General features: G+C 39.5%; 13 protein-coding genes, 30 tRNA genes and 6 rRNA genes. All 49 read left to right on the plus strand.

Translation table 11 applies throughout. The annotated features are described in order from the left end of the window. The first annotated feature begins 68 nt into the window (after positions 1-68). The 49 genes from JNUCC81_RS00665 to JNUCC81_RS00905 all read left to right on the plus strand — a co-directional run bounded on the left by JNUCC81_RS00665 (position 69) and on the right by JNUCC81_RS00905 (position 25,427). The gene (locus JNUCC81_RS00665; protein ID WP_454094900.1) at positions 69-1,046 is read left to right on the plus strand and encodes a biotin--[acetyl-CoA-carboxylase] ligase; all 978 of its coding nucleotides are present in this window, start codon (positions 69-71) and stop codon (positions 1,044-1,046) included. Then, positions 1,039-1,998, plus strand: coding sequence for a P1 family peptidase (locus tag JNUCC81_RS00670; RefSeq protein WP_454094901.1), 960 nt, complete (start codon positions 1,039-1,041; stop codon positions 1,996-1,998). The genes JNUCC81_RS00665 and JNUCC81_RS00670 overlap by 8 nt, the downstream gene beginning before the upstream one ends. A gap of 147 nt (positions 1,999-2,145) precedes the next feature. Then, on the plus strand, positions 2,146-2,796 hold the full coding sequence (locus JNUCC81_RS00675) for an ECF transporter S component (protein ID WP_454094902.1): 651 nt from the start codon (positions 2,146-2,148) through the stop codon (positions 2,794-2,796). Positions 2,797-2,811: 15 nt separating this feature from the next. Further along, positions 2,812-3,582, plus strand: a complete 771-nt coding sequence (locus JNUCC81_RS00680) for a type III pantothenate kinase (RefSeq protein ID WP_454094903.1) — start codon at positions 2,812-2,814, stop codon at positions 3,580-3,582. A 102-nt stretch (positions 3,583-3,684) separates the two neighbouring features. After that, a complete protein-coding gene (gene dusB / locus JNUCC81_RS00685; RefSeq protein ID WP_454094904.1) occupies positions 3,685-4,659 on the plus strand; it encodes a tRNA dihydrouridine synthase DusB in 975 nt (324 codons plus the stop codon). Between the two features lie 102 nt (positions 4,660-4,761). Next, entirely contained in the window at positions 4,762-5,241 is a 480-nt protein-coding gene (gene greA, locus JNUCC81_RS00690; RefSeq protein WP_208332333.1) for a transcription elongation factor GreA, read from the plus strand. Positions 5,242-5,257: 16 nt separating this feature from the next. Then, complete coding sequence (lysS, locus tag JNUCC81_RS00695) at positions 5,258-6,763, plus strand: lysine--tRNA ligase (protein WP_208332334.1); 1,506 nt, start codon at positions 5,258-5,260, stop codon at positions 6,761-6,763. 356 nt (positions 6,764-7,119) lie between these two features. Then, entirely contained in the window at positions 7,120-7,305 is a 186-nt protein-coding gene (locus tag JNUCC81_RS00700; RefSeq protein ID WP_454094905.1) for a hypothetical protein, read from the plus strand. Positions 7,306-7,547: 242 nt separating this feature from the next. After that, positions 7,548-9,050 (plus strand): 16S ribosomal RNA (locus JNUCC81_RS00705). A gap of 135 nt (positions 9,051-9,185) precedes the next feature. Continuing rightward, positions 9,186-9,261, plus strand: a tRNA-Ala gene (locus JNUCC81_RS00710). Positions 9,262-9,444: 183 nt separating this feature from the next. Beyond that, positions 9,445-12,346: ribosomal RNA gene (locus tag JNUCC81_RS00715) — 23S ribosomal RNA — on the plus strand. A 158-nt stretch (positions 12,347-12,504) separates the two neighbouring features. Then, positions 12,505-12,621: ribosomal RNA gene (gene rrf, locus JNUCC81_RS00720) — 5S ribosomal RNA — on the plus strand. A gap of 34 nt (positions 12,622-12,655) precedes the next feature. Further along, a tRNA-Glu gene (locus JNUCC81_RS00725) sits at positions 12,656-12,730 on the plus strand. A gap of 7 nt (positions 12,731-12,737) precedes the next feature. Continuing rightward, positions 12,738-12,813: transfer RNA gene (locus JNUCC81_RS00730), tRNA-Val, on the plus strand. Between the two features lie 5 nt (positions 12,814-12,818). Continuing rightward, positions 12,819-12,895, plus strand: a tRNA-Asp gene (locus tag JNUCC81_RS00735). 16 nt (positions 12,896-12,911) lie between these two features. Next, positions 12,912-12,987 (plus strand) — tRNA-Asn (locus tag JNUCC81_RS00740). 4 nt (positions 12,988-12,991) lie between these two features. Beyond that, positions 12,992-13,066: transfer RNA gene (locus tag JNUCC81_RS00745), tRNA-Thr, on the plus strand. Between the two features lie 8 nt (positions 13,067-13,074). Next, positions 13,075-13,159 (plus strand) — tRNA-Tyr (locus tag JNUCC81_RS00750). A 9-nt stretch (positions 13,160-13,168) separates the two neighbouring features. Further along, positions 13,169-13,242 (plus strand) — tRNA-Gly (locus JNUCC81_RS00755). 16 nt (positions 13,243-13,258) lie between these two features. Continuing rightward, positions 13,259-13,335 (plus strand) — tRNA-Arg (locus JNUCC81_RS00760). Positions 13,336-13,342: 7 nt separating this feature from the next. Beyond that, positions 13,343-13,418: transfer RNA gene (locus JNUCC81_RS00765), tRNA-Gln, on the plus strand. Positions 13,419-13,432: 14 nt separating this feature from the next. Further along, a tRNA-Lys gene (locus tag JNUCC81_RS00770) sits at positions 13,433-13,508 on the plus strand. Positions 13,509-13,511: 3 nt separating this feature from the next. After that, positions 13,512-13,600: transfer RNA gene (locus JNUCC81_RS00775), tRNA-Ser, on the plus strand. 16 nt (positions 13,601-13,616) lie between these two features. After that, positions 13,617-13,709, plus strand: a tRNA-Ser gene (locus JNUCC81_RS00780). 16 nt (positions 13,710-13,725) lie between these two features. Beyond that, positions 13,726-13,802: transfer RNA gene (locus tag JNUCC81_RS00785), tRNA-Pro, on the plus strand. Positions 13,803-13,810: 8 nt separating this feature from the next. After that, positions 13,811-13,887 (plus strand) — tRNA-Ile (locus JNUCC81_RS00790). 9 nt (positions 13,888-13,896) lie between these two features. Continuing rightward, positions 13,897-13,972, plus strand: a tRNA-Trp gene (locus JNUCC81_RS00795). 27 nt (positions 13,973-13,999) lie between these two features. Further along, positions 14,000-14,076, plus strand: a tRNA-Pro gene (locus tag JNUCC81_RS00800). Between the two features lie 7 nt (positions 14,077-14,083). Continuing rightward, positions 14,084-14,160, plus strand: a tRNA-Ile gene (locus JNUCC81_RS00805). A 4-nt stretch (positions 14,161-14,164) separates the two neighbouring features. Further along, a tRNA-Phe gene (locus tag JNUCC81_RS00810) sits at positions 14,165-14,240 on the plus strand. Positions 14,241-14,258: 18 nt separating this feature from the next. Next, positions 14,259-14,335, plus strand: a tRNA-Met gene (locus tag JNUCC81_RS00815). Between the two features lie 112 nt (positions 14,336-14,447). After that, positions 14,448-15,950 (plus strand): 16S ribosomal RNA (locus tag JNUCC81_RS00820). A gap of 51 nt (positions 15,951-16,001) precedes the next feature. Further along, positions 16,002-16,077: transfer RNA gene (locus tag JNUCC81_RS00825), tRNA-Ala, on the plus strand. 245 nt (positions 16,078-16,322) lie between these two features. Then, positions 16,323-19,224: ribosomal RNA gene (locus JNUCC81_RS00830) — 23S ribosomal RNA — on the plus strand. A gap of 103 nt (positions 19,225-19,327) precedes the next feature. Next, positions 19,328-19,444, plus strand: a 5S ribosomal RNA gene (gene rrf, locus JNUCC81_RS00835). Together the 16S, 23S and 5S rRNA genes with 30 tRNA genes alongside form the textbook arrangement of a ribosomal RNA operon. Positions 19,445-19,450: 6 nt before the next feature. Beyond that, positions 19,451-19,539, plus strand: a tRNA-Leu gene (locus JNUCC81_RS00840). A 13-nt stretch (positions 19,540-19,552) separates the two neighbouring features. Continuing rightward, positions 19,553-19,628 (plus strand) — tRNA-Met (locus JNUCC81_RS00845). A gap of 6 nt (positions 19,629-19,634) precedes the next feature. Beyond that, positions 19,635-19,709 (plus strand) — tRNA-Glu (locus JNUCC81_RS00850). Between the two features lie 9 nt (positions 19,710-19,718). Next, positions 19,719-19,792, plus strand: a tRNA-Gly gene (locus JNUCC81_RS00855). A 12-nt stretch (positions 19,793-19,804) separates the two neighbouring features. After that, positions 19,805-19,880 (plus strand) — tRNA-Val (locus JNUCC81_RS00860). A 5-nt stretch (positions 19,881-19,885) separates the two neighbouring features. Beyond that, positions 19,886-19,962, plus strand: a tRNA-Asp gene (locus JNUCC81_RS00865). A gap of 16 nt (positions 19,963-19,978) precedes the next feature. Continuing rightward, positions 19,979-20,054: transfer RNA gene (locus JNUCC81_RS00870), tRNA-Asn, on the plus strand. Between the two features lie 33 nt (positions 20,055-20,087). After that, positions 20,088-20,162: transfer RNA gene (locus tag JNUCC81_RS00875), tRNA-Gly, on the plus strand. Positions 20,163-20,172: 10 nt separating this feature from the next. Further along, positions 20,173-20,249, plus strand: a tRNA-Arg gene (locus JNUCC81_RS00880). Positions 20,250-20,411: 162 nt separating this feature from the next. Further along, on the plus strand, positions 20,412-21,251 hold the full coding sequence (gene cdaA / locus JNUCC81_RS00885; protein ID WP_353654846.1) for a diadenylate cyclase CdaA: 840 nt from the start codon (positions 20,412-20,414) through the stop codon (positions 21,249-21,251). Next, entirely contained in the window at positions 21,248-22,450 is a 1,203-nt protein-coding gene (locus JNUCC81_RS00890) for a CdaR family protein (protein WP_454094906.1), read from the plus strand. The genes cdaA and JNUCC81_RS00890 overlap by 4 nt, the downstream gene beginning before the upstream one ends. Positions 22,451-22,702: 252 nt before the next feature. Further along, complete coding sequence (gene ptb / locus JNUCC81_RS00895; RefSeq protein WP_454094907.1) at positions 22,703-23,605, plus strand: phosphate butyryltransferase; 903 nt, start codon at positions 22,703-22,705, stop codon at positions 23,603-23,605. A gap of 18 nt (positions 23,606-23,623) precedes the next feature. Beyond that, entirely contained in the window at positions 23,624-24,718 is a 1,095-nt protein-coding gene (gene buk, locus JNUCC81_RS00900) for a butyrate kinase (protein WP_454094908.1), read from the plus strand. Positions 24,719-24,749: 31 nt separating this feature from the next. After that, positions 24,750-25,427 (plus strand): ATP-binding protein, encoded by a 678-nt coding sequence (locus JNUCC81_RS00905; RefSeq protein ID WP_454094909.1) that lies wholly within the window; start codon positions 24,750-24,752, stop codon positions 25,425-25,427. The last annotated feature ends 21 nt before the right edge of the window (positions 25,428-25,448 follow it).

Consider the following 25,448-nt stretch of genomic DNA (forward strand, 5'->3'; position numbering starts at 1 on the left):
ATATATAACTGTGATTCAAGGTATAATTAATTATTAGAAAGAAAAATTACATTAGGATGAGGTGTAATATGAAAAATAAAATAATAGAAATTATATTAAATAAAGGAAATGAATTTATATCAGGCGAAGAGTTATCTAAACAATTAGGAATTTCTAGAGCTGGTATATGGAAACACATAAAAACTTTAAAAGAAGAAGGATATAATATTGAATCAGTTAATAAAAAAGGGTATAGATTAGCTGAAAAGCCTGTAGACTTACTTACACATCAAAATATATGTCATGATTTAAATACAGACTTTATAGGAAATAATATAATACATTTTCAAACTATAGATTCAACTAATGATTATGCTAAAAAAATAGCTAGTGAAAAAGAAGATGGAACAGTGATAATTAGTGAAGAACAAACAAAGGGAAAAGGTAGATTAGGTAGACAGTGGTATTCTAAATCTCATGAAGGCATATGGATGAGTATAGTACTAAAACCAAATATTATGCCTTATAAAGCGCCATTTATAACTTTAATAGCAGGTGCATCAATAGTTAAAGCTTTAAATGATCTTGAAGTAAATACATTAATAAAATGGCCTAACGATATAATACTAAATGGCAAGAAGATATCAGGAATACTTACAGAATTATCAGCTGAAATTGAAAGAGTTAATCATATTGTGTTGGGAATGGGTATAAATGTGAAAACTATGGAATTTTCCCAGGAAATATGTGATATAGCGACTTCTTTATATAAAGAAGGCTACAAAGTTTCAAGAGTGGATATAGTTAGAAATATATTAAATGAATTTGAAAAATTATACATAGACTATGTAAATAATAACTCTAAAGAAGAGACATTAAATATATGTAGACAGTACTCTGCAATTATAGGAAAAGATATATATATACTAAATGGTGATAATAAAGAACAAGTTAAGTGTTTAGATATAAATGAAGATGGAAATTTAATTGTAGAAAAACAAGATAAAACTACAAGAGAAATTATGTCTGGTGAGGTTTCTATAAGGGGGATTAAAGGATATGTATAACAATATATTAGATGTAAAAGGGTTGAAAGTTGGACAAGTAGAAGACATAGATGGTTTAACAGGATGTACAGTAGTTATATGTGAAAAAGGAGCAACTTGTGGAGTAGATGTTAGAGGTGGTGGACCTGGAACAAGGGAAACGGATTTATTAGATCCTGTAAATATGATACAAAAAGTTCATGCAGTTGTGTTAACAGGAGGATCTGCATTTGGACTTGAAAGTACATGTGGAGTAAGTAAATTTTTAGAAGAACAAAATATAGGTTTTGATGTTGGTGTAGCAAAAGTACCAATAGTAACAGGTGCTGTATTATTTGATTTAGCAGTAGGAAACCCTAAATGTAGACCTGATTTAGATATGGGTTATAAAGCTTGTCAAGTTGCAAGTGAAACAAAATTAAGTCAGGGTAACTATGGTGCAGGTTGTGGAGCTACTGTAGGTAAGATAAAAGGGCCTAGTTTTGCTATGAAGGGTGGAATAGGAAGTTATTCTATAAAATTAGATAATGGACTTGTAGTGTCTGCTTTAATAGCTGTAAATGCTTTTGGAGATGTATATGAAGATGGTAAAGTTATAGCAGGAGTATTAAGTGAAGATAAAACAAAAATTTTAAATAGCTATGAACTTATGAAAAATGGAATCAATAAAGGTGGATTTAGTATCGACAATACAACTATAGGCATAGTAGCTACTAATGCTAAATTAGATAAATCTGGGTGTAAGAAGGTTTCTCAGATGGCACACAATGGATATGCTAAATCTATTTTTCCGATACATACTCCTCATGATGGGGATACTATATTTACAATAGCAACGGGAGAAATTGAAACAGATATAACGCTATTAGGTTCTTTAGCTACCGAAGTTGTCCAAAAAAGCGTTATCAATGCAATAAAGAATGCAAATAGCGTAAATAGTATATTATCATATAAAGATATGCATCAAAAATAAGCATTATTGACAATGTTAATACCTACTGATAAAATTATTTTGTTATAGCTGGCATCTAAATAATTAGAGTCAGACTATACAAGTAAAAAAAATAAATAATTTTAGAAGTCCGGCATCTTTTATGAGCTGGAACGGAGGTGTGATTTTATGAATACTACTAACCAAAGTAGAGAAGTAAAAAAACTTGATGTAAGGAAGATGACAGTTATAGGTATGCTATCAGCTATATCTATAATTATGTCGATGACTCCTATAGGTTATGTACCTATAAATCCGGTGGTGAATTTAACAATAATGCATATACCGGTTATAATAGGGGCCATAGTAGAAGGTCCACTAGCAGGTGCTTTTATAGGATTTATATTTGGGGCAACAAGTTTAATGAGGGCGATTACAGGTCCAACTGTTACAAATTTTATATTTATGAATCCGTTAGTATCTATATTACCAAGAATGTTAATAGGGGTAGCATCGTACTATACTTATGTTTTTATAAGTAAAAGATTCAATAAATTATTAGAATCAAAAGTAAAAGGTAATAAACTAAAAACTATACCAGCAGCTATAACTGGAGTTGTTGGAACTCTTGTTAATACTGGTGGAGTTTTAGGTATGACATATATATTATACGCACAAAGATTTGCAGAGGCGTTTATATCGGAGAATCCTAATGCTAATGTATATAGCCCTGTATATATAATATTTGGTATAGTAGGAGCTAATGCAGTAGCAGAAGCGATATTAGCGGCAATTATAGTGGGATCAGTTGTCACTGTACTTAAGACAGTTAAAAGATAGAAAGAAGGTAAATTTATGCTTTTAGTATTTGACGTTGGAAATACCAATATGGTTTTAGGTATATATAAGAATAAGGAATTAATCAAACATTGGAGAATAAACACAGATAAAGAAAAAACATCAGATGAGTACGGTATGCTCATTAGAAATTTATTTCAATATGAAAATATGGATATGAATGATATAAAAGATGTTATAATATCATCTGTAGTGCCAAATGTTATGCATTCACTTGAAAACTTTTGTATAAAATATTGTAAAAAACAACCTATGGTTGTCGGACCTGGTATAAAAACAGGTTTAAATATAAAATATGACAATCCTAAACAAGTAGGAGCAGATAGAATAGTTAATGCAGTGGCAGGAATTGAAAAATATGGATACCCATTAATAATAGTTGACTTTGGAACAGGAACTACTTTCTGTGCTATATCTGATAAAGGTGAATATTTAGGAGGAACTATTGCTCCAGGTATTAAAATTTCAAGTGAAGCATTATTCCAAAGAGCATCAAAACTTCCTAGAGTTGAATTAGTAAAGTCAGGTAGTACCATATGTAAAAATACAGTATCTGCTATGCAGTCTGGTATAATATATGGATACGTAGGCTTAGTCGAGAAAATAATAGAAATGATGAAAAAAGAACTAAGTCAAGAGGAAGTCAAGGTAATAGCTACAGGTGGATTAGCAAATTTAATAGCATCTGAGACTGAAAGCATAGATAGCGTAGATAGATTTTTAACTTTAGAAGGTTTAAGAATTATATACGATAAAAATAAAGAATAGTAGTAAGGAATTGGGTTATAAACCCAGTTCCTTTTTTGTGATAATGGGTAAACTTTTGGATATATATAATATAAAATAGCAATTTAGAGAAGGAGACTAAAAATGAAAATAGGTAATGTCGAATTAAAAAATAAAGTTTTTTTATCACCTATGGCAGGTGTTACAGATCTTCCTTTTAGATTAATATGTAAAGAACAAAACTGCGGAATGCTTTATACAGAGATGATAAATGCAAAAGCTTTGTGCTATGATGATGAAAATACTAAGAAGATGTTAAAAATAGAAGACGAAGAACACCCAGTAGCTGTTCAAATATTTGGCTCAGATCCAGAATATATGGGAAGAGCATCGAAGATTATGAATGAATATCCAAATGAAATATTGGATATAAATATGGGGTGCCCAGCACCTAAGGTTGTAAAAAATGGAGATGGATCTGCTCTTATGAAAAATCCTAAGTTAGTGGCAAAAGTTCTAACGGCAGTAGTAAAAAACTCTGAAAAACCTGTGACATTAAAAATAAGAAAAGGTTGGGATGATAATACTGTAAATGCAGTAGAAATTGCAAAAATAGCTGAGGAATGTGGTATAAGTGCATTAGCTATACATGGAAGAACAAGAGAACAATATTATTCAGGGAAAGCTGATTGGGATATAATAGCTGAAATAAAACAAAATATAAACATACCGGTTATAGGAAATGGTGACGTATTTACAGTAGAAGATTCAATAAATATGTTAGAAAAAACCAATTGTGATGCTATAATGATAGGTAGAGGTGCTCAAGGTAATCCATGGATATTCAAAAGAATAAACCATTACATGCAAACAGGGGAAATTTTACCTGAACCGACTGTTGAAGAAAAAATAAACACGGCCATTAAACATTTAGGTTTAGCAGTTGAAGAACATGGAGAATATGTAGCAGTAAGGGAAATGAGAAAACATGTTGCGTGGTATTTAAAAGGGCTTAGAAATTCAGCAAGAGTAAGAGATGAAATCAATAAGATAGAAAGCTATGAAGAAGTAGTATCGAAGCTTAATGGCTACATGCAGGACTGCTTGACATTAGAATAATAGTGACTTATAATATAGCGCATAAATTAAAACTAAGAATATAAATTTAAAAAATAAATTTGGGAGAAATCCCAAGTACATAAAGAAGGAGTTGTAGGGGTCATGGAAGATAAGAAAGAAATATTATTAACTCAAGAAGGATACCAGAAGTTAGAAGATGAAGTAGAGTTTTTAAAGACTGTAAGAAGAAGAGAAGTTGCTGATAGAATAAAGGTAGCTATATCTTTTGGAGATATATCAGAAAATGCTGAGTATGATGAAGCTAAAAATGAGCAAGCTCAAATGGAAGAAAGAATAATAAAGTTAGAAAATATGATAAGAAAGGCTGTTATCATAGATGAAAGTAAAATAGACGTTAATGTTGTAACTATAGGATCTATAGTTAAAGTTAATGATGTAGAATTTGATGAAGAAGTTGAATATGTTATAGTAGGTTCAGCAGAAGCAGATCCATATGATGGAAAAATATCTAATGAATCTCCAGTAGGAAAAGCTCTTTTAGGAAGAACTATAGGAGATGTTGTAGAAGTTCAAGTTCCAGATGGTGTTGCTAAATTCGAGATACTAGAAATAAGAAGATAATTCGGGAGGGAAACAAATGAATAATGATCAAATACAAGAAGATCTTAGTGAAGTTCTTCAAGTAAGAAGAGACAAATTAGCTAAATTACAAGAAATGGGGAGAGATCCATTCCATCAAAGTAGATATGATAGAACTAGTGATTCTATGGAAATAAAAAATGACTTTGAAAACTTTGAAGGGAAAGTTGTTAAAATAGCTGGTCGTATAATGAGTAAAAGAATCCAAGGTAAAGCTGGATTTATAGATGTTCAAGACCACGAAGGAAGAATTCAATGTTATGTTAGATTAGATAGAATAGGGGAAGAAGAGTACTCTATATTCTCTACATATGACTTAGGAGACATAATAGGTGTTGAGGGTGAAGTATTCAAGACTAAAAAAGAAGAAATATCAATAAAAGCGAATGAAGTTATTTTATTATCTAAATCACTTCAAATACTACCTGAAAAATATCATGGATTAAAAGACCAAGACTTAAGATATAGACAAAGATATGTTGACTTAATAGTAAACCCAGAAGTAAAAGAAGCTTTTGTAATAAGAACTAAAGCTATAAAAGCTTTAAGAAACTACTTAGATACTAGAGGATTCTTAGAAGTTGAAACTCCTATATTAAATACTATAGCTGGTGGAGCAAATGCTAGACCATTTATAACACACCATAATACATTAGATATACCAATGTACTTAAGAATAGCTAATGAGTTATACTTAAAGAGACTTATAGTTGGTGGATTTGATAAAGTATATGAAATGGGAAGAATGTTTAGAAATGAAGGTATGTCTATAAAGCATAACCCAGAATATACTGCTATAGAATTATATCAAGCATATGCAGATTATACAGATATGATGGAAATCACTGAAAATGTTATAGCTCATATGGCTGAAGCTGCAACAGGAAGTATGAAAATAAACTATCAAGGAACTGAAATAGACTTTACTCCTCCATGGAAGAGAATGACTATGGAAGATTGTGTTAAAGAATACACTGGTATAGATTTCTCTACTATAAATACAGATGAAGAAGCTTTAGCAGTTGCTAAAGAAAAAGGAATAGAAATAACTCCTGGAATGAGAAGAGGAGAAGTTATAAATACATTATTTGAAGAGTTTGGAGAAGATAAATTAATCCAACCTACATTTATAACTCATCATCCAGTTGAAGTATCTCCATTAGCTAAAAGAAATGTTGAAGACCCAAGAAGAACTGATAGATTTGAAGCGTTTGCAAATAAATGGGAATTAGCTAATGCTTTCTCTGAATTAAATGACCCAATTGACCAAAAAGGAAGATTCATGGATCAAATGAGAAAGAAAGAATTAGGTGATGATGAAGCTTGTGATATGGATGAAGATTTCATAAATGCATTAGAAGTAGGATTACCTCCTACAGGTGGACTTGGAATAGGTATGGATAGAGTTATGATGTTATTAACTAACTCACCATCGATAAGAGACGTAATTTTATTCCCAACGATGAAGCCAATAGATAATAGCCAAAATAAAATAGAAGAGTAATCTTCATAATATAAAACCCTCTAGATTGAATTATTCTATCTAGAGGGTTTTTGTATTGAGGATAAATAAAATATCAAGTAAATTGACTATTAGAATTTAATATATTAAATAATTAGTAATAAAAAATTATATTTTGGTATAATCTTTTTTTTATTTGGAAAAATATAAAGCGAAATTACTATTAAACTTACAGTAAATATTAAAAATTACTAAATAATTGTGCAGATTAAAAGTTTTTAATGATAAAAAATAACTTAAATAAATCTATTATGAAAGTATATAGAGGAATTTTTGTAAAGGAAATGTGAATAAAAATAAAGAATACCTTATAAAATAAAATTTTGGAGGGTATTTAAATGTCTCAAATGATGAGTTGGTTATGTTTAATATGTGTAACTTTTTTAGTTTTCGATATTATGTTTTATTTTTGTAAAGATGCATTAAAAATTTGCCAAGGTGTAGATGTATCAAAGGTTAAAAAGGTTTCTAAAGTTAGGACTAGAGAAAGTGCTTATGGATATGAACATAAAATAGCAAAATAAAATTAAAAATTTTTAAAAAAAGTCTTGACCATAAAAAATAAAGGTGGTATAGTATTACTTGTCCAAGAGATAAGGACAAAATAAAAATAAAAAATCAACAAAAAAGTCTTGAAATTAAAAAGTTTTTAAGATAGAATAGTTGAGTAAGAACTTTGAAAATTAAACAGTAGGTTAATTTATAGAATTTGAAACAACCAAACAAAGCCAGATATATAACAGTATCTGAGCCCAAGTCAAAACTTATATTTAAGAGTTTGATCCTGGCTCAGGATGAACGCTGGCGGCGTGCCTAACACATGCAAGTCGAGCGATTTCCTTCGGGAAAGAGCGGCGGACGGGTGAGTAACGCGTGGGTAACCTGCCCTGTACACACGGATAACATACCGAAAGGTATGCTAATACGGGATAACATGAGAGAGTCGCATGGCTTTTTTATCAAAGCTCCGGCGGTACAGGATGGACCCGCGTCTGATTAGCTAGTTGGTAAGGTAACGGCTTACCAAGGCGACGATCAGTAGCCGACCTGAGAGGGTGATCGGCCACATTGGAACTGAGACACGGTCCAAACTCCTACGGGAGGCAGCAGTGGGGAATATTGCACAATGGGCGAAAGCCTGATGCAGCAACGCCGCGTGAGCGATGAAGGCCTTCGGGTCGTAAAGCTCTGTCCTCAAGGAAGATAATGACGGTACTTGAGGAGGAAGCCCCGGCTAACTACGTGCCAGCAGCCGCGGTAATACGTAGGGGGCTAGCGTTATCCGGAATTACTGGGCGTAAAGGGTGCGTAGGTGGTTTCTTAAGTCAGAGGTGAAAGGCTACGGCTCAACCGTAGTAAGCCTTTGAAACTGAGAAACTTGAGTGCAGGAGAGGAGAGTAGAATTCCTAGTGTAGCGGTGAAATGCGTAGATATTAGGAGGAATACCAGTTGCGAAGGCGGCTCTCTGGACTGTAACTGACACTGAGGCACGAAAGCGTGGGGAGCAAACAGGATTAGATACCCTGGTAGTCCACGCCGTAAACGATGAGTACTAGCTGTCGGAGGTTACCCCCTTCGGTGGCGCAGCTAACGCATTAAGTACTCCGCCTGGGAAGTACGCTCGCAAGAGTGAAACTCAAAGGAATTGACGGGGACCCGCACAAGTAGCGGAGCATGTGGTTTAATTCGAAGCAACGCGAAGAACCTTACCTAAGCTTGACATCCTTTTGACCTCTCCCTAATCGGAGATTTCCCTTCGGGGACAAAAGTGACAGGTGGTGCATGGTTGTCGTCAGCTCGTGTCGTGAGATGTTGGGTTAAGTCCCGCAACGAGCGCAACCCTTGCCTTTAGTTGCCAGCATTAAGTTGGGCACTCTAGAGGGACTGCCAGGGATAACCTGGAGGAAGGTGGGGATGACGTCAAATCATCATGCCCCTTATGCTTAGGGCTACACACGTGCTACAATGGGTGGTACAGAGGGCAGCCAAGTCGTGAGGCGGAGCTAATCCCTTAAAGCCATTCTCAGTTCGGATTGTAGGCTGAAACTCGCCTACATGAAGCTGGAGTTACTAGTAATCGCAGATCAGAATGCTGCGGTGAATGCGTTCCCGGGTCTTGTACACACCGCCCGTCACACCACGGAAGTTGGGGGCGCCCGAAGCCGGTTTGCTAACCTTTTGGAAGCGGCCGTCGAAGGTGAAATCAATAACTGGGGTGAAGTCGTAACAAGGTAGCCGTATCGGAAGGTGCGGCTGGATCACCTCCTTTCTAAGGAGAATTACCTACTGTTTAATTTTGAGAGTTCTTATTTTTGTGAAAATAAAATAAAAACTTGCATGAAAATATTGACAAAATTCAATGAAAATAGTAAAATATAATTCGTTGAAAAATGTTAATAATTATGGGGGTGTAGCTCAGCTGGGAGAGCACTTGCCTTGCACGCAAGGGGTCAGGAGTTCGATCCTCCTCATCTCCACCATTAGTACTTTGATCAATGCAATAAATTGAATTAATATGAAATTTGTTCGTTGGCGATGTACATTAGTACTTTGAAAACTGCATAACATTTAGTGATATGACATCATTTTATATATATGAAGAAGATAACTTCTAAAAATATCAATGACAAGAAAAGTCGTAAAAATTACAACTTTTAATAACTGGTCAAGTTATTAAGGGTGCAGGGCGGATGCCTTGGCACTAGGAGCCGATGAAGGACGCGATAAGCTGCGATAAGCTTCGGGGAGTTGCACGTAAACTTTGATCCGAAGATTTCCGAATGAGGAAACTCACTTAGAGTAATGTCTAAGTATCGTTAAGTGAATACATAGCTTAGCGAGGGGAACTCGGGGAACTGAAACATCTAAGTACCCGGAGGAAAAGAAAGAAATTCGATTCCGTAAGTAGCGGCGAGCGAACGCGGAACAGGCCAAACCAATGAAGTTTTCTTTGTTGGGGTTGCGGACATATCATAAACGAAGAGGCTATTGTAGACGAAGAGAGTTGGAAAGCTCCGCTATAAAGTGTAACAGCCACGTAGTCAAAACGAGAAGACTTCAGATATGATCCAGAGTACCACGGGACACGTGAAACCCTGTGGGAAGCAGGAGGGACCATCCTCCAAGCCTAAATACTACCTAGTGACCGATAGCGCATAGTACCGTGAGGGAAAGGTGAAAAGAACCCCGGGAGGGGAGTGAAATAGAACCTGAAACCCTGCACTTACAAGCTGTGGGAGCACATTACTTGTGTGACCGCGTACTTTTTGTAGAACGGGCCAACGAGTTACGTTAAGTAGCAAGGTTAAGCACTTAAGGTGCGGAGCCGTAGCGAAAGCGAGTCTTAAATGGGCGCTTAAGTTACTTGACGTAGACCCGAAACCGGGCGACCTATCCATGAGCAGGTTGAAGCGAAAGTAAAATTTCGTGGAGGACCGAACCCACGAGCGTTGAAAAGCTCGGGGATGACTTGTGGATAGCGGTGAAATTCCAATCGAGCCCGGAGATAGCTGGTTCTCCCCGAAATAGCTTTAGGGCTAGCCTCAAGGTTGAGAGAAGCGGAGGTAGAGCACTGAATGTCCTAGGGGGTATTGCACTTACCGAAGACTATCAAACTCCGAATGCCGTATTCTTATACTTGGGAGTCAGACTGTGGGTGATAAGATTCATAGTCGAAAGGGCAACAGCCCAGATCGTCAGCTAAGGTCCCTAAATGTACGTTAAGTGGTAAAGGATGTGGGATTGCACAGACAACCAGGATGTTGGCTTAGAAGCAGCCACTCATTTAAAGAGTGCGTAATAGCTCACTGGTCGAGTGATCCTGCGCCGAAAATTTCCGGGGCTAAAACGTACTACCGAAGCTACGGCATCATTATGATGGGTAGGGGAGCTTCGTATGCAGGCTGAAGCGTGACCGTAAGGACACGTGGACAGTATACGAGTGAGAATGTTGGCATGAGTAGCGAGACGTGGGTGAGAATCCCACGGGCCGTAAACCCAAGGTTTCCAGGGGAAGGTTCGTCCGCCCTGGGTTAGTCGGGACCTAAGCCGAGGCCGAAAGGCGTAGGTGATGGACAACAGGTTGATATTCCTGTACCGCCAATAAACGCTTGAGAAATGGGATGACACAGTAGGATAAGCTAACCACACTGTTGGTTATGTGTGGCTAAGTACTGAGGCAGTCAAGATAGGCAAATCCGTCTTGATAATGCTGGGGTACGATGGGGAGCGAAATTTAGTAGCGAAGTAGCTGATTTCACACTGTCAAGAAAAGTCTCTATCGAGTTTAAAGGCGCCCGTACCTCAAACCGACACAGGTGGGTGAGGAGAGTATCCTAAGGCCAGCGAGAGAACTATTGTTAAGGAACTCGGCAAAATGACCCCGTAACTTAGGGAGAAGGGGTGCCATCCTTTGGATGGCCGCAGAGAATAGGCCCAAGCGACTGTTTACCAAAAACACAGGTTTCTGCTAAGTCGCAAGACGATGTATAGGAGCTGACGCCTGCCCGGTGCTGGAAGGTTAAGGGGATCTGTTAGAGCAATCGAAGCAGTGAACTTAAGCCCCAGTAAACGGCGGCCGTAACTATAACGGTCCTAAGGTAGCGAAATTCCTTGTCGGGTAAGTTCCGACCCGCACGAAAGGCGTAACGATTTGGGCACTGTCTCAACAATAGACTCGGTGAAATTGTAATCCCGGTGAAGATGCCGGGTACCTGCGACAGGACGGAAAGACCCCATGGAGCTTTACTGTAGCTTGACGTTGGGTCTTGGTACTACATGTACAGGATAGGTGGGAGACTTTGAAGCATGAACGCCAGTTTGTGTGGAGTCATCCTTGGGATACCACCCTTGTAGTACTGGGATCCTAACCAGAGGCCTTGAATCAGGTCTTGGGACACCGTCAGGTGGGCAGTTTGACTGGGGCGGTCGCCTCCCAAAGAGTAACGGAGGCGCTCAAAGGTTCTCTCAGTACGGTCGGAAATCGTACGAAGAGTGTAAAGGCAAAAGAGAGCTTGATTGCAAGACATACAGGTCGAGCAAGGACGAAAGTCGGACTTAGTGATCCGGTGGTTCCGCATGGAAGGGCCATCGCTCAACGGATAAAAGCTACCCTGGGGATAACAGGCTTATCTCCCCCAAGAGTCCACATCGACGGGGAGGTTTGGCACCTCGATGTCGGCTCATCACATCCTGGGGCTGTAGTAGGTCCCAAGGGTTGGGCTGTTCGCCCATTAAAGTGGTACGCGAGCTGGGTTCAGAACGTCGTGAGACAGTTCGGTCCCTATCCGTCGCAGGCGTAGGAAATTTGAGGAGACCTGTCCTTAGTACGAGAGGACCGGGATGGACGTACCTCTGGTGTACCAGTTGTTCTGCCAAGGGCATGGCTGGGTAGCTATGTACGGAATGGATAAGCGCTGAAAGCATCTAAGCGCGAAGCCAACTTCAAGATAAGATTTCCCACCGTAAGGGTAAGACCCCAGGAAGACTACCTGGTTGATAGGTCGAAGGTGTAAGTGCAGTAATGTATTTAGCTTATCGATACTAATAGGTCGAGGACTTGACCAATAATTTAAAATGATTAATTCAATAAATGTTTGCAGTTTTCAGAGTATTAATTTATATTTTTCCACTAAAAAAGTTTAAAAAATATAAAAAAGGGTATTGACGTTTTTGATAAAAAATGTTAATATAATACTTGTCCAAGAAATGGACATAAAATACAATGTGGTTATAATAGCAAAGAGGATACACCTGTTCCCATTCCGAACACAGAAGTTAAGCTCTTTAGCGCTGATGGTACTTGGCGGGCAACTGCCTGGGAGAGTAAGACATAGCCACGTTGATATTCTAAACTAATAGTTTAGAATGGTGTTAGGCCCATTGGTCAAGCGGTCAAGACACCGCCCTTTCACGGCGGTAACAGGGGTTCGATTCCCCTATGGGTCACCAATATCCCGGGACTATAGCTCAGCTGGGAGAGCACCTGCCTTACAAGCAGGGGGTCACAGGTTCGAGCCCTGTTAGTCCCACCATTCGCGGCCTGGTAGTTCAGCTGGTTAGAATGCCAGCCTGTCACGCTGGAGGTCGAGGGTTCGAGTCCCTTCCAGGTCGCCAAATTAATTTAATATGCGGGAATATGGCTCAGTTGGTAGAGCAATTGACTGTTAATCAATGGGTCACAGGTTCGAGTCCTGTTATTCCCGCCAATTAGCTGGTGTGGCTCAACGGTAGAGCAGCTGACTTGTAATCAGCAGGTTGTAGGTTCGATTCCTATCACCAGCTCCATGAAAAACGGAGGATTTCCCGAGCGGCCAAAGGGGGCAGACTGTAAATCTGTTATCGACGATTTCGGTGGTTCGAATCCACCATCCTCCACCAATTAAATATGCGGGTGTAGCTCAATGGTAGAGTTCCGGCCTTCCAAGCCGGCTGTGAGGGTTCGATCCCCTTCACCCGCTCCATTGAATCATATAATGTGGGTGCATAGCTCAGCTGGATAGAGCAACGCCCTTCTAAGGCGTGTGTCCGGGGTTCGAATCCCTGTGCGCTCACCACAATTATAGGGGATTCGCCAAGTCGGTAAGGCATAGCACTTTGACTGCTACATGCGTAGGTTCGAGTCCTGCATCCCCTGCCAACTTAATTAAATATGATCCATTAGCTCAGTCGGTAGAGCACCTGACTTTTAATCAGGGTGTCCCGCGTTCGAGTCGCGGATGGATCACCAATTGGAGAGGTGTCCGAGTGGTTTAAGGAGCTGGTCTTGAAAACCAGTGATGCTTAACGGCACCGTGGGTTCGAATCCCACCCTCTCCGCCATTTTAATTTAATATTCGGAGAAGTACTCAAGTGGCTCAAGAGGATCCCCTGCTAAGGGATTAGGCTGGATTAAACCGGTGCGAGGGTTCGAATCCCTCCTTCTCCGCCAATTTTTGTTTTTATGTCGAGGTATAGCGCAGTTTGGTAGCGCACTTGGTTTGGGACCATGGGGCCGGGGGTTCGAGTCCCTCTACCTCGACCAATAAGTTTGGACCATTAGCTCAGTTGGTTAGAGCGCCCGGCTCATAACCGGTAGGTCCGGGGTTCGAGTCCCTGATGGTCCACCATAAATTCATAGGGGTATAGCTCAGTTGGTAGAGCGTCGGTCTCCAAAACCGTGCGCCGGGGGTTCGAGTCCCTCTACCCCTGCCATTTAAAATTAAAATTATAAGTTAATGTCGAGGTATAGCGCAGTTTGGTAGCGCACTTGGTTTGGGACCATGGGGCCGGGGGTTCGAGTCCCTCTACCTCGACCAATAAGTTGGGCCTATAGCTCAGGTGGTTAGAGCGCACGCCTGATAAGCGTGAGGTCGCTGGTTCGAGTCCAGCTAGGCCCACCAATTTGCCCAGATAGCTCAGTCGGTAGAGCAGGGGACTGAAAATCCCCGTGTCGGTGGTTCGATTCCGCCTCTGGGCACCAAAACATATTAATGAATATGGCGGTATAGCTTAGTTGGCTAGAGCGTTCGGTTCATACCCGAAAGGTCACAGGTTCGACTCCTGTTACCGCTACCAACTTAAACTATTATTAAGAACTTTGAAAATTAAACAGTAGGTTAATTTATAGAATTTGAAACAACCAAACAAAGCCAGATATATAACAGTATCTGAGCCCAAGTCAAAACTTATATTTAAGAGTTTGATCCTGGCTCAGGATGAACGCTGGCGGCGTGCCTAACACATGCAAGTCGAGCGATTTCCTTCGGGAAAGAGCGGCGGACGGGTGAGTAACGCGTGGGTAACCTGCCCTGTACACACGGATAACATACCGAAAGGTATGCTAATACGGGATAACATGAGAGAGTCGCATGGCTTTTTTATCAAAGCTCCGGCGGTACAGGATGGACCCGCGTCTGATTAGCTAGTTGGTAAGGTAACGGCTTACCAAGGCGACGATCAGTAGCCGACCTGAGAGGGTGATCGGCCACATTGGAACTGAGACACGGTCCAAACTCCTACGGGAGGCAGCAGTGGGGAATATTGCACAATGGGCGAAAGCCTGATGCAGCAACGCCGCGTGAGCGATGAAGGCCTTCGGGTCGTAAAGCTCTGTCCTCAAGGAAGATAATGACGGTACTTGAGGAGGAAGCCCCGGCTAACTACGTGCCAGCAGCCGCGGTAATACGTAGGGGGCTAGCGTTATCCGGAATTACTGGGCGTAAAGGGTGCGTAGGTGGTTTCTTAAGTCAGAGGTGAAAGGCTACGGCTCAACCGTAGTAAGCCTTTGAAACTGAGAAACTTGAGTGCAGGAGAGGAGAGTAGAATTCCTAGTGTAGCGGTGAAATGCGTAGATATTAGGAGGAATACCAGTTGCGAAGGCGGCTCTCTGGACTGTAACTGACACTGAGGCACGAAAGCGTGGGGAGCAAACAGGATTAGATACCCTGGTAGTCCACGCCGTAAACGATGAGTACTAGCTGTCGGAGGTTACCCCCTTCGGTGGCGCAGCTAACGCATTAAGTACTCCGCCTGGGAAGTACGCTCGCAAGAGTGAAACTCAAAGGAATTGACGGGGACCCGCACAAGTAGCGGAGCATGTGGTTTAATTCGAAGCAACGCGAAGAACCTTACCTAAGCTTGACATCCTTTTGACCTCTCCCTAATCGGAGATTTCCCTTCGGGGACAGAAGTGACAGGTGGTGCATGGTTGTCGTCAGCTCGTGTCGTGAGATGTTGGGTTAAGTCCCGCAACGAGCGCAACCCTTGCCTTTAGTTGCCAGCATTAAGTTGGGCACTCTAGAGGGACTGCCAGGGATAACCTGTAGGAAGGTGGGGATGACGTCAAATCATCATGCCCCTTATGCTTAGGGCTACACACGTGCTACAATGGGTGGTACAGAGGGCAGCCAAGTCGTGAGGCGGAGCTAATCCCTTAAAGCCATTCTCAGTTCGGATTGTAGGCTGAAACTCGCCTACATGAAGCTGGAGTTACTAGTAATCGCAGATCAGAATGCTGCGGTGAATGCGTTCCCGGGTCTTGTACACACCGCCCGTCACACCACGGAAGTTGGGGGCGCCCGAAGCCGGTTTGCTAACCTTTTGGAAGCGGCCGTCGAAGGTGAAATCAATAACTGGGGTGAAGTCGTAACAAGGTAGCCGTATCGGAAGGTGCGGCTGGATCACCTCCTTTCTAAGGAGAATTACCTACTGTTTAATTTTGAGAGTTCTTAAAACTCTATATGGGGGTGTAGCTCAGCTGGGAGAGCACTTGCCTTGCACGCAAGGGGTCAGGAGTTCGATCCTCCTCATCTCCACCATTTCGTTGTTTGAGCAACGGATGTTACTGAACGTATGTGAAGTAATATCGTTGGCGACATGCGAAGCATTTTAGTACTTTGAAAACTGCATAACATTTAGTGATATGACATCATTTTATATATATGAAGAAGATAACTTCTAAAAATATCAACGACACGATAAGTCATTAAAATATCAAACTTTGAGTAACGTAATAAACTGAGTGAATACGAAGTTTGTTCGTTGACGAAACACTTTAATAACTGGTCAAGTTATTAAGGGTGCAGGGCGGATGCCTTGGCACTAGGAGCCGATGAAGGACGCGATAAGCTGCGATAAGCTTCGGGGAGTTGCACGTAAACTTTGATCCGAAGATTTCCGAATGAGGAAACTCACTTAGAGTAATGTCTAAGTATCGTTAAGTGAATACATAGCTTAGCGAGGGGAACTCGGGGAACTGAAACATCTAAGTACCCGGAGGAAAAGAAAGAAATTCGATTCCGTAAGTAGCGGCGAGCGAACGCGGAACAGGCCAAACCAATGAAGTTTTCTTTGTTGGGGTTGCGGACATATCATAAACGAAGAGGCTATTGTAGACGAAGAGAGTTGGAAAGCTCCGCTATAAAGTGTAACAGCCACGTAGTCAAAACGAGAAGACTTCAGATATGATCCAGAGTACCACGGGACACGTGAAACCCTGTGGGAAGCAGGAGGGACCATCCTCCAAGCCTAAATACTACCTAGTGACCGATAGCGCATAGTACCGTGAGGGAAAGGTGAAAAGAACCCCGGGAGGGGAGTGAAATAGAACCTGAAACCCTGCACTTACAAGCTGTGGGAGCACATTACTTGTGTGACCGCGTACTTTTTGTAGAACGGGCCAACGAGTTACGTTAAGTAGCAAGGTTAAGCACTTAAGGTGCGGAGCCGTAGCGAAAGCGAGTCTTAAATGGGCGCTTAAGTTACTTGACGTAGACCCGAAACCGGGCGACCTATCCATGAGCAGGTTGAAGCGAAAGTAAAATTTCGTGGAGGACCGAACCCACGAGCGTTGAAAAGCTCGGGGATGACTTGTGGATAGCGGTGAAATTCCAATCGAGCCCGGAGATAGCTGGTTCTCCCCGAAATAGCTTTAGGGCTAGCCTCAAGGTTGAGAGAAGCGGAGGTAGAGCACTGAATGTCCTAGGGGGTATTGCACTTACCGAAGACTATCAAACTCCGAATGCCGTATTCTTATACTTGGGAGTCAGACTGTGGGTGATAAGATTCATAGTCGAAAGGGCAACAGCCCAGATCGTCAGCTAAGGTCCCTAAATGTACGTTAAGTGGTAAAGGATGTGGGATTGCACAGACAACCAGGATGTTGGCTTAGAAGCAGCCACTCATTTAAAGAGTGCGTAATAGCTCACTGGTCGAGTGATCCTGCGCCGAAAATTTCCGGGGCTAAAACGTACTACCGAAGCTACGGCATCATTATGATGGGTAGGGGAGCTTCGTATGCAGGCTGAAGCGTGACCGTAAGGACACGTGGACAGTATACGAGTGAGAATGTTGGCATGAGTAGCGAGACGTGGGTGAGAATCCCACGGGCCGTAAACCCAAGGTTTCCAGGGGAAGGTTCGTCCGCCCTGGGTTAGTCGGGACCTAAGCCGAGGCCGAAAGGCGTAGGTGATGGACAACAGGTTGATATTCCTGTACCGCCAATAAACGCTTGAGAAATGGGATGACACAGTAGGATAAGCTAACCACACTGTTGGTTATGTGTGGCTAAGTACTGAGGCAGTCAAGATAGGCAAATCCGTCTTGATAATGCTGGGGTACGATGGGGAGCGAAATTTAGTAGCGAAGTAGCTGATTTCACACTGTCAAGAAAAGTCTCTATCGAGTTTAAAGGCGCCCGTACCTCAAACCGACACAGGTGGGTGAGGAGAGTATCCTAAGGCCAGCGAGAGAACTATTGTTAAGGAACTCGGCAAAATGACCCCGTAACTTAGGGAGAAGGGGTGCCATCCTTTGGATGGCCGCAGAGAATAGGCCCAAGCGACTGTTTACCAAAAACACAGGTTTCTGCTAAGTCGCAAGACGATGTATAGGAGCTGACGCCTGCCCGGTGCTGGAAGGTTAAGGGGATCTGTTAGAGCAATCGAAGCAGTGAACTTAAGCCCCAGTAAACGGCGGCCGTAACTATAACGGTCCTAAGGTAGCGAAATTCCTTGTCGGGTAAGTTCCGACCCGCACGAAAGGCGTAACGATTTGGGCACTGTCTCAACAATAGACTCGGTGAAATTGTAATCCCGGTGAAGATGCCGGGTACCTGCGACAGGACGGAAAGACCCCATGGAGCTTTACTGTAGCTTGACGTTGGGTCTTGGTACTACATGTACAGGATAGGTGGGAGACTTTGAAGCATGAACGCCAGTTTGTGTGGAGTCATCCTTGGGATACCACCCTTGTAGTACTGGGATCCTAACCAGAGGCCTTGAATCAGGTCTTGGGACACCGTCAGGTGGGCAGTTTGACTGGGGCGGTCGCCTCCCAAAGAGTAACGGAGGCGCTCAAAGGTTCTCTCAGTACGGTCGGAAATCGTACGAAGAGTGTAAAGGCAAAAGAGAGCTTGATTGCAAGACATACAGGTCGAGCAAGGACGAAAGTCGGACTTAGTGATCCGGTGGTTCCGCATGGAAGGGCCATCGCTCAACGGATAAAAGCTACCCTGGGGATAACAGGCTTATCTCCCCCAAGAGTCCACATCGACGGGGAGGTTTGGCACCTCGATGTCGGCTCATCACATCCTGGGGCTGTAGTAGGTCCCAAGGGTTGGGCTGTTCGCCCATTAAAGTGGTACGCGAGCTGGGTTCAGAACGTCGTGAGACAGTTCGGTCCCTATCCGTCGCAGGCGTAGGAAATTTGAGGAGACCTGTCCTTAGTACGAGAGGACCGGGATGGACGTACCTCTGGTGTACCAGTTGTTCTGCCAAGGGCATGGCTGGGTAGCTATGTACGGAATGGATAAGCGCTGAAAGCATCTAAGCGCGAAGCCAACTTCAAGATAAGATTTCCCACCGTAAGGGTAAGACCCCAGGAAGACTACCTGGTTGATAGGTCGAAGGTGTAAGTGCAGTAATGTATTTAGCTTATCGATACTAATAGGTCGAGGACTTGACCATAATTTAAAATGATTAGTATATTAAATGTTTGTAGTTTTCAGAGTATTAACTCTACTAACAAATATTAATTTTAATGTTTGTTTGCCTTAAATGAATACATTAATGTGGTTATAATAGCAAGGAGGATACACCTGTTCCCATTCCGAACACAGAAGTTAAGCTCTTTAGCGCTGATGGTACTTGGTGGGCAACTGCCTGGGAGAGTAAGACATAGCCACGTTAATGTGCCGAAGTGGCGGAACTGGCAGACGCACAGGACTTAAAATCCTGCGGGACTTACCTCTCGTACCGGTTCGATTCCGGTCTTCGGCACCATTTATATTAATATCGCGGAGTGGAGCAGTTGGCAGCTCGTCGGGCTCATAACCCGAAGGTCGTAGGTTCGAGTCCTGCCTCCGCAACCAATTTATGGCCCATTGGTCAAGCGGTCAAGACACCGCCCTTTCACGGCGGTAACAGGGGTTCGATTCCCCTATGGGTCACCAATTAAATATGCGGGTGTAGCTCAATGGTAGAGTTCCGGCCTTCCAAGCCGGCTGTGAGGGTTCGATCCCCTTCACCCGCTCCAGATTAAACTTATGGGACTATAGCTCAGCTGGGAGAGCACCTGCCTTACAAGCAGGGGGTCACAGGTTCGAGCCCTGTTAGTCCCACCATTTATGGCCTGGTAGTTCAGCTGGTTAGAATGCCAGCCTGTCACGCTGGAGGTCGAGGGTTCGAGTCCCTTCCAGGTCGCCAAATTAATTTAATATGCGGGAATATGGCTCAGTTGGTAGAGCAATTGACTGTTAATCAATGGGTCACAGGTTCGAGTCCTGTTATTCCCGCCACTATAAATTATATATGTAATACAAACTAAATATGCGGGAATAGTTCAGTGGTAGAGCGCAACCTTGCCAAGGTTGAAGTCGCGAGTTCGAATCTCGTTTCCCGCTCCATATAAAATATGGGTGCATAGCTCAGCTGGATAGAGCAACGCCCTTCTAAGGCGTGTGTCCGGGGTTCGAATCCCTGTGCGCTCACCAATAGAAAGTTTCACAAATGTGAAACTTTTTTTTTATATAAATTTATTTAAATAAAATTTATAATTATTTACTATACTTTAAATAATTTGTATATAGTTAGAGTAATATAGTATAATACATAGTGTAAATGATTAAGAACTTATCAGACAGGAGGAATTAACTGTGGATATAAATTCTTTTTTGAGAAGTTTCTTTGATACAATTTTTAATTTGACCATAAATGATATAGTGGATATATTAATAGTAGCGTATTTATTTTATAAAATATTTATGTTTATAAAAGATACAAGGGCAGAACAAGTCTTTAAAGGTATACTATTGTTATTAGTAGCCACACAGCTTAGTGATACTTTTAAATTACATACATTATATTGGATATTAGTTAATGCATTAGATTTTGGAGTTATTGCTGCACTTATAATATTCCAACCAGAACTTAGAGCAGGCCTTGAACACATAGGTAGAGCAAAGTTTAATATATTTGGAAAAAATGGTACAAATACACCAGAAGAAACTCTTAATAAAACAATAGAAGAAATAGTAGAAGCACTATATTCATTATCAAGACAAAAAATAGGGGCCCTTATTATTATGGAAAGACAAACTAAAATAGGAGAAATAATAAATACGGGAACTAGTATAGACGGTGAAGTATCAAGACAGTTATTAATAAATATATTTATTCCTAATACACCGCTTCATGATGGAGCAGTAGTTATTAGAGGATCGCAAGTTAAAGCAGCTGCATGTTTTTTACCACTAACAGAAAGTAAAGATTTGAGCAAAGATTTGGGTACTAGACATAGAGCAGCAGTAGGTGTTAGTGAAGTTTCAGATTGTATATCATTGGTTGTTTCAGAAGAAACAGGAGATGTATCTATAGCTAAAGCAGGAAAGCTATATAGGAATATATCGAAGGATAGGATGACTAATATATTAAGAAGTAATCTGAAAACTATTACGGATGAAAAAAGCTTTTTCAAAGGCGGGATATTCAGATGATAGATCAATTAAAACATAATACTAGAATAAAGTTAATATCGTTATTAAGTGCAGTTGTGTTATGGATGTATGTTATGGCAGTTGTAGATCCAGAAGAAACAAAAGTTTTTGAAGATATACCAGTACAGATAAATAATATGAATCAGCTTGCAGATAAAGATTTAGTTATTTATCCTGAGGTAGATTTGACTGCAGATATAGCTATAACAGGTAAGCTTTCAAGTATTCAAAAGTTAAGTAGAAATGATATACATATTTATGGTCAAATAAATAAGGTTGAAGGAAGTAATAGTACTGGGGAAGGTACTAATCAAATCTATTTAAAAGCAAGTGTTCCGGGAAAAGTTACACATGAGTTTAAAAGTGGAGTGTTGGTAGTAAACTTAGAAAAGGTAGTAAAAGAAAAAAGAGCTATAGAAGTAAATTTAGAAGGTAGAGCAAAAAATAATATAGAACCAGTTGATATGGACAAAGATAATGTAAAGGTTTCAGGTCCAAGAGTATTAGTAAAAAAAGTTCAAAAGGTTGTAGCTACACTTAATGTAGGAGATGAAACTAATGACTTTAAGAAAGAATTAAGCTTAGTTCCCGTTGATGAAAACGGTAAAAAAGTAGAGGGAGTACATTTAGACTTTTCTAACGTAACTGTAAACGTAAAGTTTTTAAAACAAAAAACAGTTCCTATAAGTGTAAAGTTTAGTGGTAATAGTCAGGCAGAGGATAACTTAAAAGATTATACATTAAGTCAAAAGACTATAACTATCAAAGGTAAAAAAGATATAGTAGACAACATAAATACTATTAGTACAAAGCCTGTAGACTTGTCATCTATAACAGGGGATATATCTAAAGATATATATTTAGAGATACCAGAGGGGATATCAGCAGAATCTAAGTTTATAACTATAAAATTAGATGCTGTTAAGTATATAAGTAGTAACCTTACATACACAAAAGAAGACGTTGAATTAAGAAATTTAAGTGATACTATAGATATGAATAAGGTTAAAATTCCAGAAAATATAAAGGTAAGTGTAGAACATGGAGATAATTTATCAGCTCCAACTAAGTCAGATATAGTTTTATATATAGATTTTAATGAATTACCTAATGAAGAGGGATTATATTCTATAAAATATGAAACTAAATATGATGCAAAACACATAACAATTGAACCAAACTTAACAATTGTTGAATAAAAAAATGAAAAATTAATAAAATTTAACTAGATAAGATGCAATTAAAACTATTAGTTTAAAACTACTAATATAGTTTTTGTTGCATCTTATTTATTTTCAATATATTATAAAAGTAGATGTATTTTGTATATGTGTTTTAAAATCGGCTGCTAGGAAAACGATATTTAGAATGAATACATATAATTTAGTTAAATTTAGCATATATTTATTAAAAAAACTGTATTTAATATGTATTAAAATGAGGTGTAATAATTGAGAAGCTTTGAAGATGTAATTAAATTTGCAAAAGAAAGAGGTCCAAAGATTGTTGCAGTAGCTTGTTGCCAAGACAAAGAAGTATTAATAGCAGTTGAGATGGCAAGAAAGGAAAGAATAATAGACGCTATTTTGATAGGGGATATAGAAAAAACAAAAGAAATAGCTAAGAGGTTAGATATAAATATAAGTAATTACCAATTAATAGATATAAAAGATTTAGAACAAGCATCTCTTAAAGCCGTTGAATTAGTATCTCAAAATAAAGCGGACATGGTTATGAAAGGTTTAGTAGACACATCTATAATACTAAAAGCCGTTTTAAATAAAAAGGTTGGATTAAGAACAGGTAATGTATTAAGTCACGTAGCGGTATTTGATATAGAAGAATACGATAAGTTATTTTTTATAACTGACGCAGCTATGAACTTAGCACCAGACGTAAATATAAAAAGGCAAATCATAGAAAATTCATGTAAAGTAGCTCATTCGTTAGATATAAAAAATCCAAAAGTAGCAGTATTATGCGCAAAAGAAAAAGTAAATCCTAAAATGCAAGATACAATTGATGCAAAAGAATTAGAAGAAATGTGTGAAAGGGGAGAAATAAAAGATTGTATAGTAGGAGGTCCTTTTGCTTTAGATAATGCTGTGTCAATAGAAGCAGCTAATCATAAAGGAATAAATCACCCTGTAGCTGGAAATGCAGATATATTATTAGCTCCAGATATAGAAGCAGGAAATATATTATACAAGTCTTTAGTATTTTTCTCAAAATCAAAAAATGCAGGAGTTATAGTTGGTGCAAAAGCTCCAATAATATTAACTTCTAGAGCAGATAATGAAGAAACAAAATTAAACTCAATAGCTTTAGGTGTGTTAATGTCAGCTGGGAATTAAGAATATAGGGGGATATACATGAATAACTTATTCAAAATATTAACAATAAATCCTGGATCAACATCGACTAAAATTGCGGTGTTTGATAATGAGGATCTAGTATTCGAAAAAACTTTAAGACATTCATCAGAAGAAATTAGTAAGTATGAAAAAATATCAGATCAATTTCAATTTCGTAAAAATGTAATAGAAGAAGCTTTAATAGAAGGTGGAGTTAGTATAAATGAATTAGACGCTGTAGTGGGTAGAGGAGGGCTTCTAAGACCTATAAAAGGTGGGACTTATGCTGTAAATGAATCTATGATAGATGATTTGAAGTTAGGGGTATTGGGAGAACATGCATCAAATCTAGGTGGAATTATAGCTAAAGAAATAGGAGATTCAGTTAATATACCATCATATATAGTAGATCCAGTTGTTGTTGATGAAATGAATGACATAGCAAGAGTGTCAGGAATTCCTGAAATACAGAGAAAGAGTATATTCCATGCATTAAATCAAAAAGCAACTGCTAGAAGAGCTTCTAAGGAGCTAGGAAAGGAATATAGTGAGTGTAATTTTATAGTAGTTCATATGGGTGGAGGAATATCTGTAGGAGCTCATGAAAAGGGGAAAGTTATTGACGTTGCAAATGCATTAGATGGAGAAGGTCCATTCTCACCAGAAAGAAGTGGAGGATTACCTGTAGGTGATTTAGTTAAGATGTGTTTTAGCGGGAAGTATAGTCAAAATGATATTAAAAAGAAGATAAAAGGAAATGGTGGACTAGTAGGATACTTAAACACTAATGATGTTAGAGATGTAGAACAAAGAATAGAATATATTGATGAAGAAGCTAAATTAATATATGAAGCAATGGCATATCAAATAAGTAAAGAAGTAGGTGCTTGCGCTGCAGTTCTTAAAGGAGATGTTGATGGCATATTATTAACAGGAGGTATTGCTTACTCAAATAAATTTACAAATCTTATAAAAGAAAATGTTGAATTTATATCGAAAGTAAGAGTTTATCCGGGGGAAGATGAGATGATAGCTTTAGCGCAAGGTGGACTTAGAGTTTTAAACAATGAAGAAAGTCCCAAAGAATATCTTTGCGAGCTAGGTTATATTTAAAACTAAAATTAAGACTTGATAGGGGATATTTATGATAACTGAGGATAATAGAATAAGGATAATAACAGGACATTATGGAAGTGGGAAAAGTGAATTTGTAATGAATTATGTTACCAAACTAAGAACACATATATCTGGAAAAATAGCTTTATCCGACTTAGATGTAGTAAATGTCTACTTCAGAACAAGGGAAAAAAAGGGCTTATTACAGTCTTTAGATATACTAGCTATAGATAGCTCAATCAATGCACCAACGCTAGATTTACCAGCAGTTTCAGCTCAAGTTATGACACCGATAAATGATGAATCCTATGATTATGTTATGGATATAGGAGGAGATGACGTTGGAGCTAGATTATTAGGAAGATTTAGTAATGAAATAAAAGAAAAAGAATATGATATGTTTTGCGTAGTAAATGCAAATAGAGAGCAAACTCAAACTTATAACCAAGTTATTCATCATATAAATGCGATAGAAAGAACTTCTAAGTTAAAGGTGACAGGACTAATAAATAATACACATTTAATAAGGTCTACTACTATTGATGATATTTTAAGAGGTCAAAAATTAGTAGAAGAAGTGTCTAATGCTACTAATATACCTATAAAATATGTTACATGTATGGAAAGTTTAGTAGATAAGTTACCTAAAGATTTAAATGGAGAGATTTTTCCAATTAAGCTTTATATGAGGGAAGACTGGATGTAATTTGAGCTCAAATATAAGAAA

Source organism: Faecalimicrobium sp. JNUCC 81, assembly GCF_053667625.1.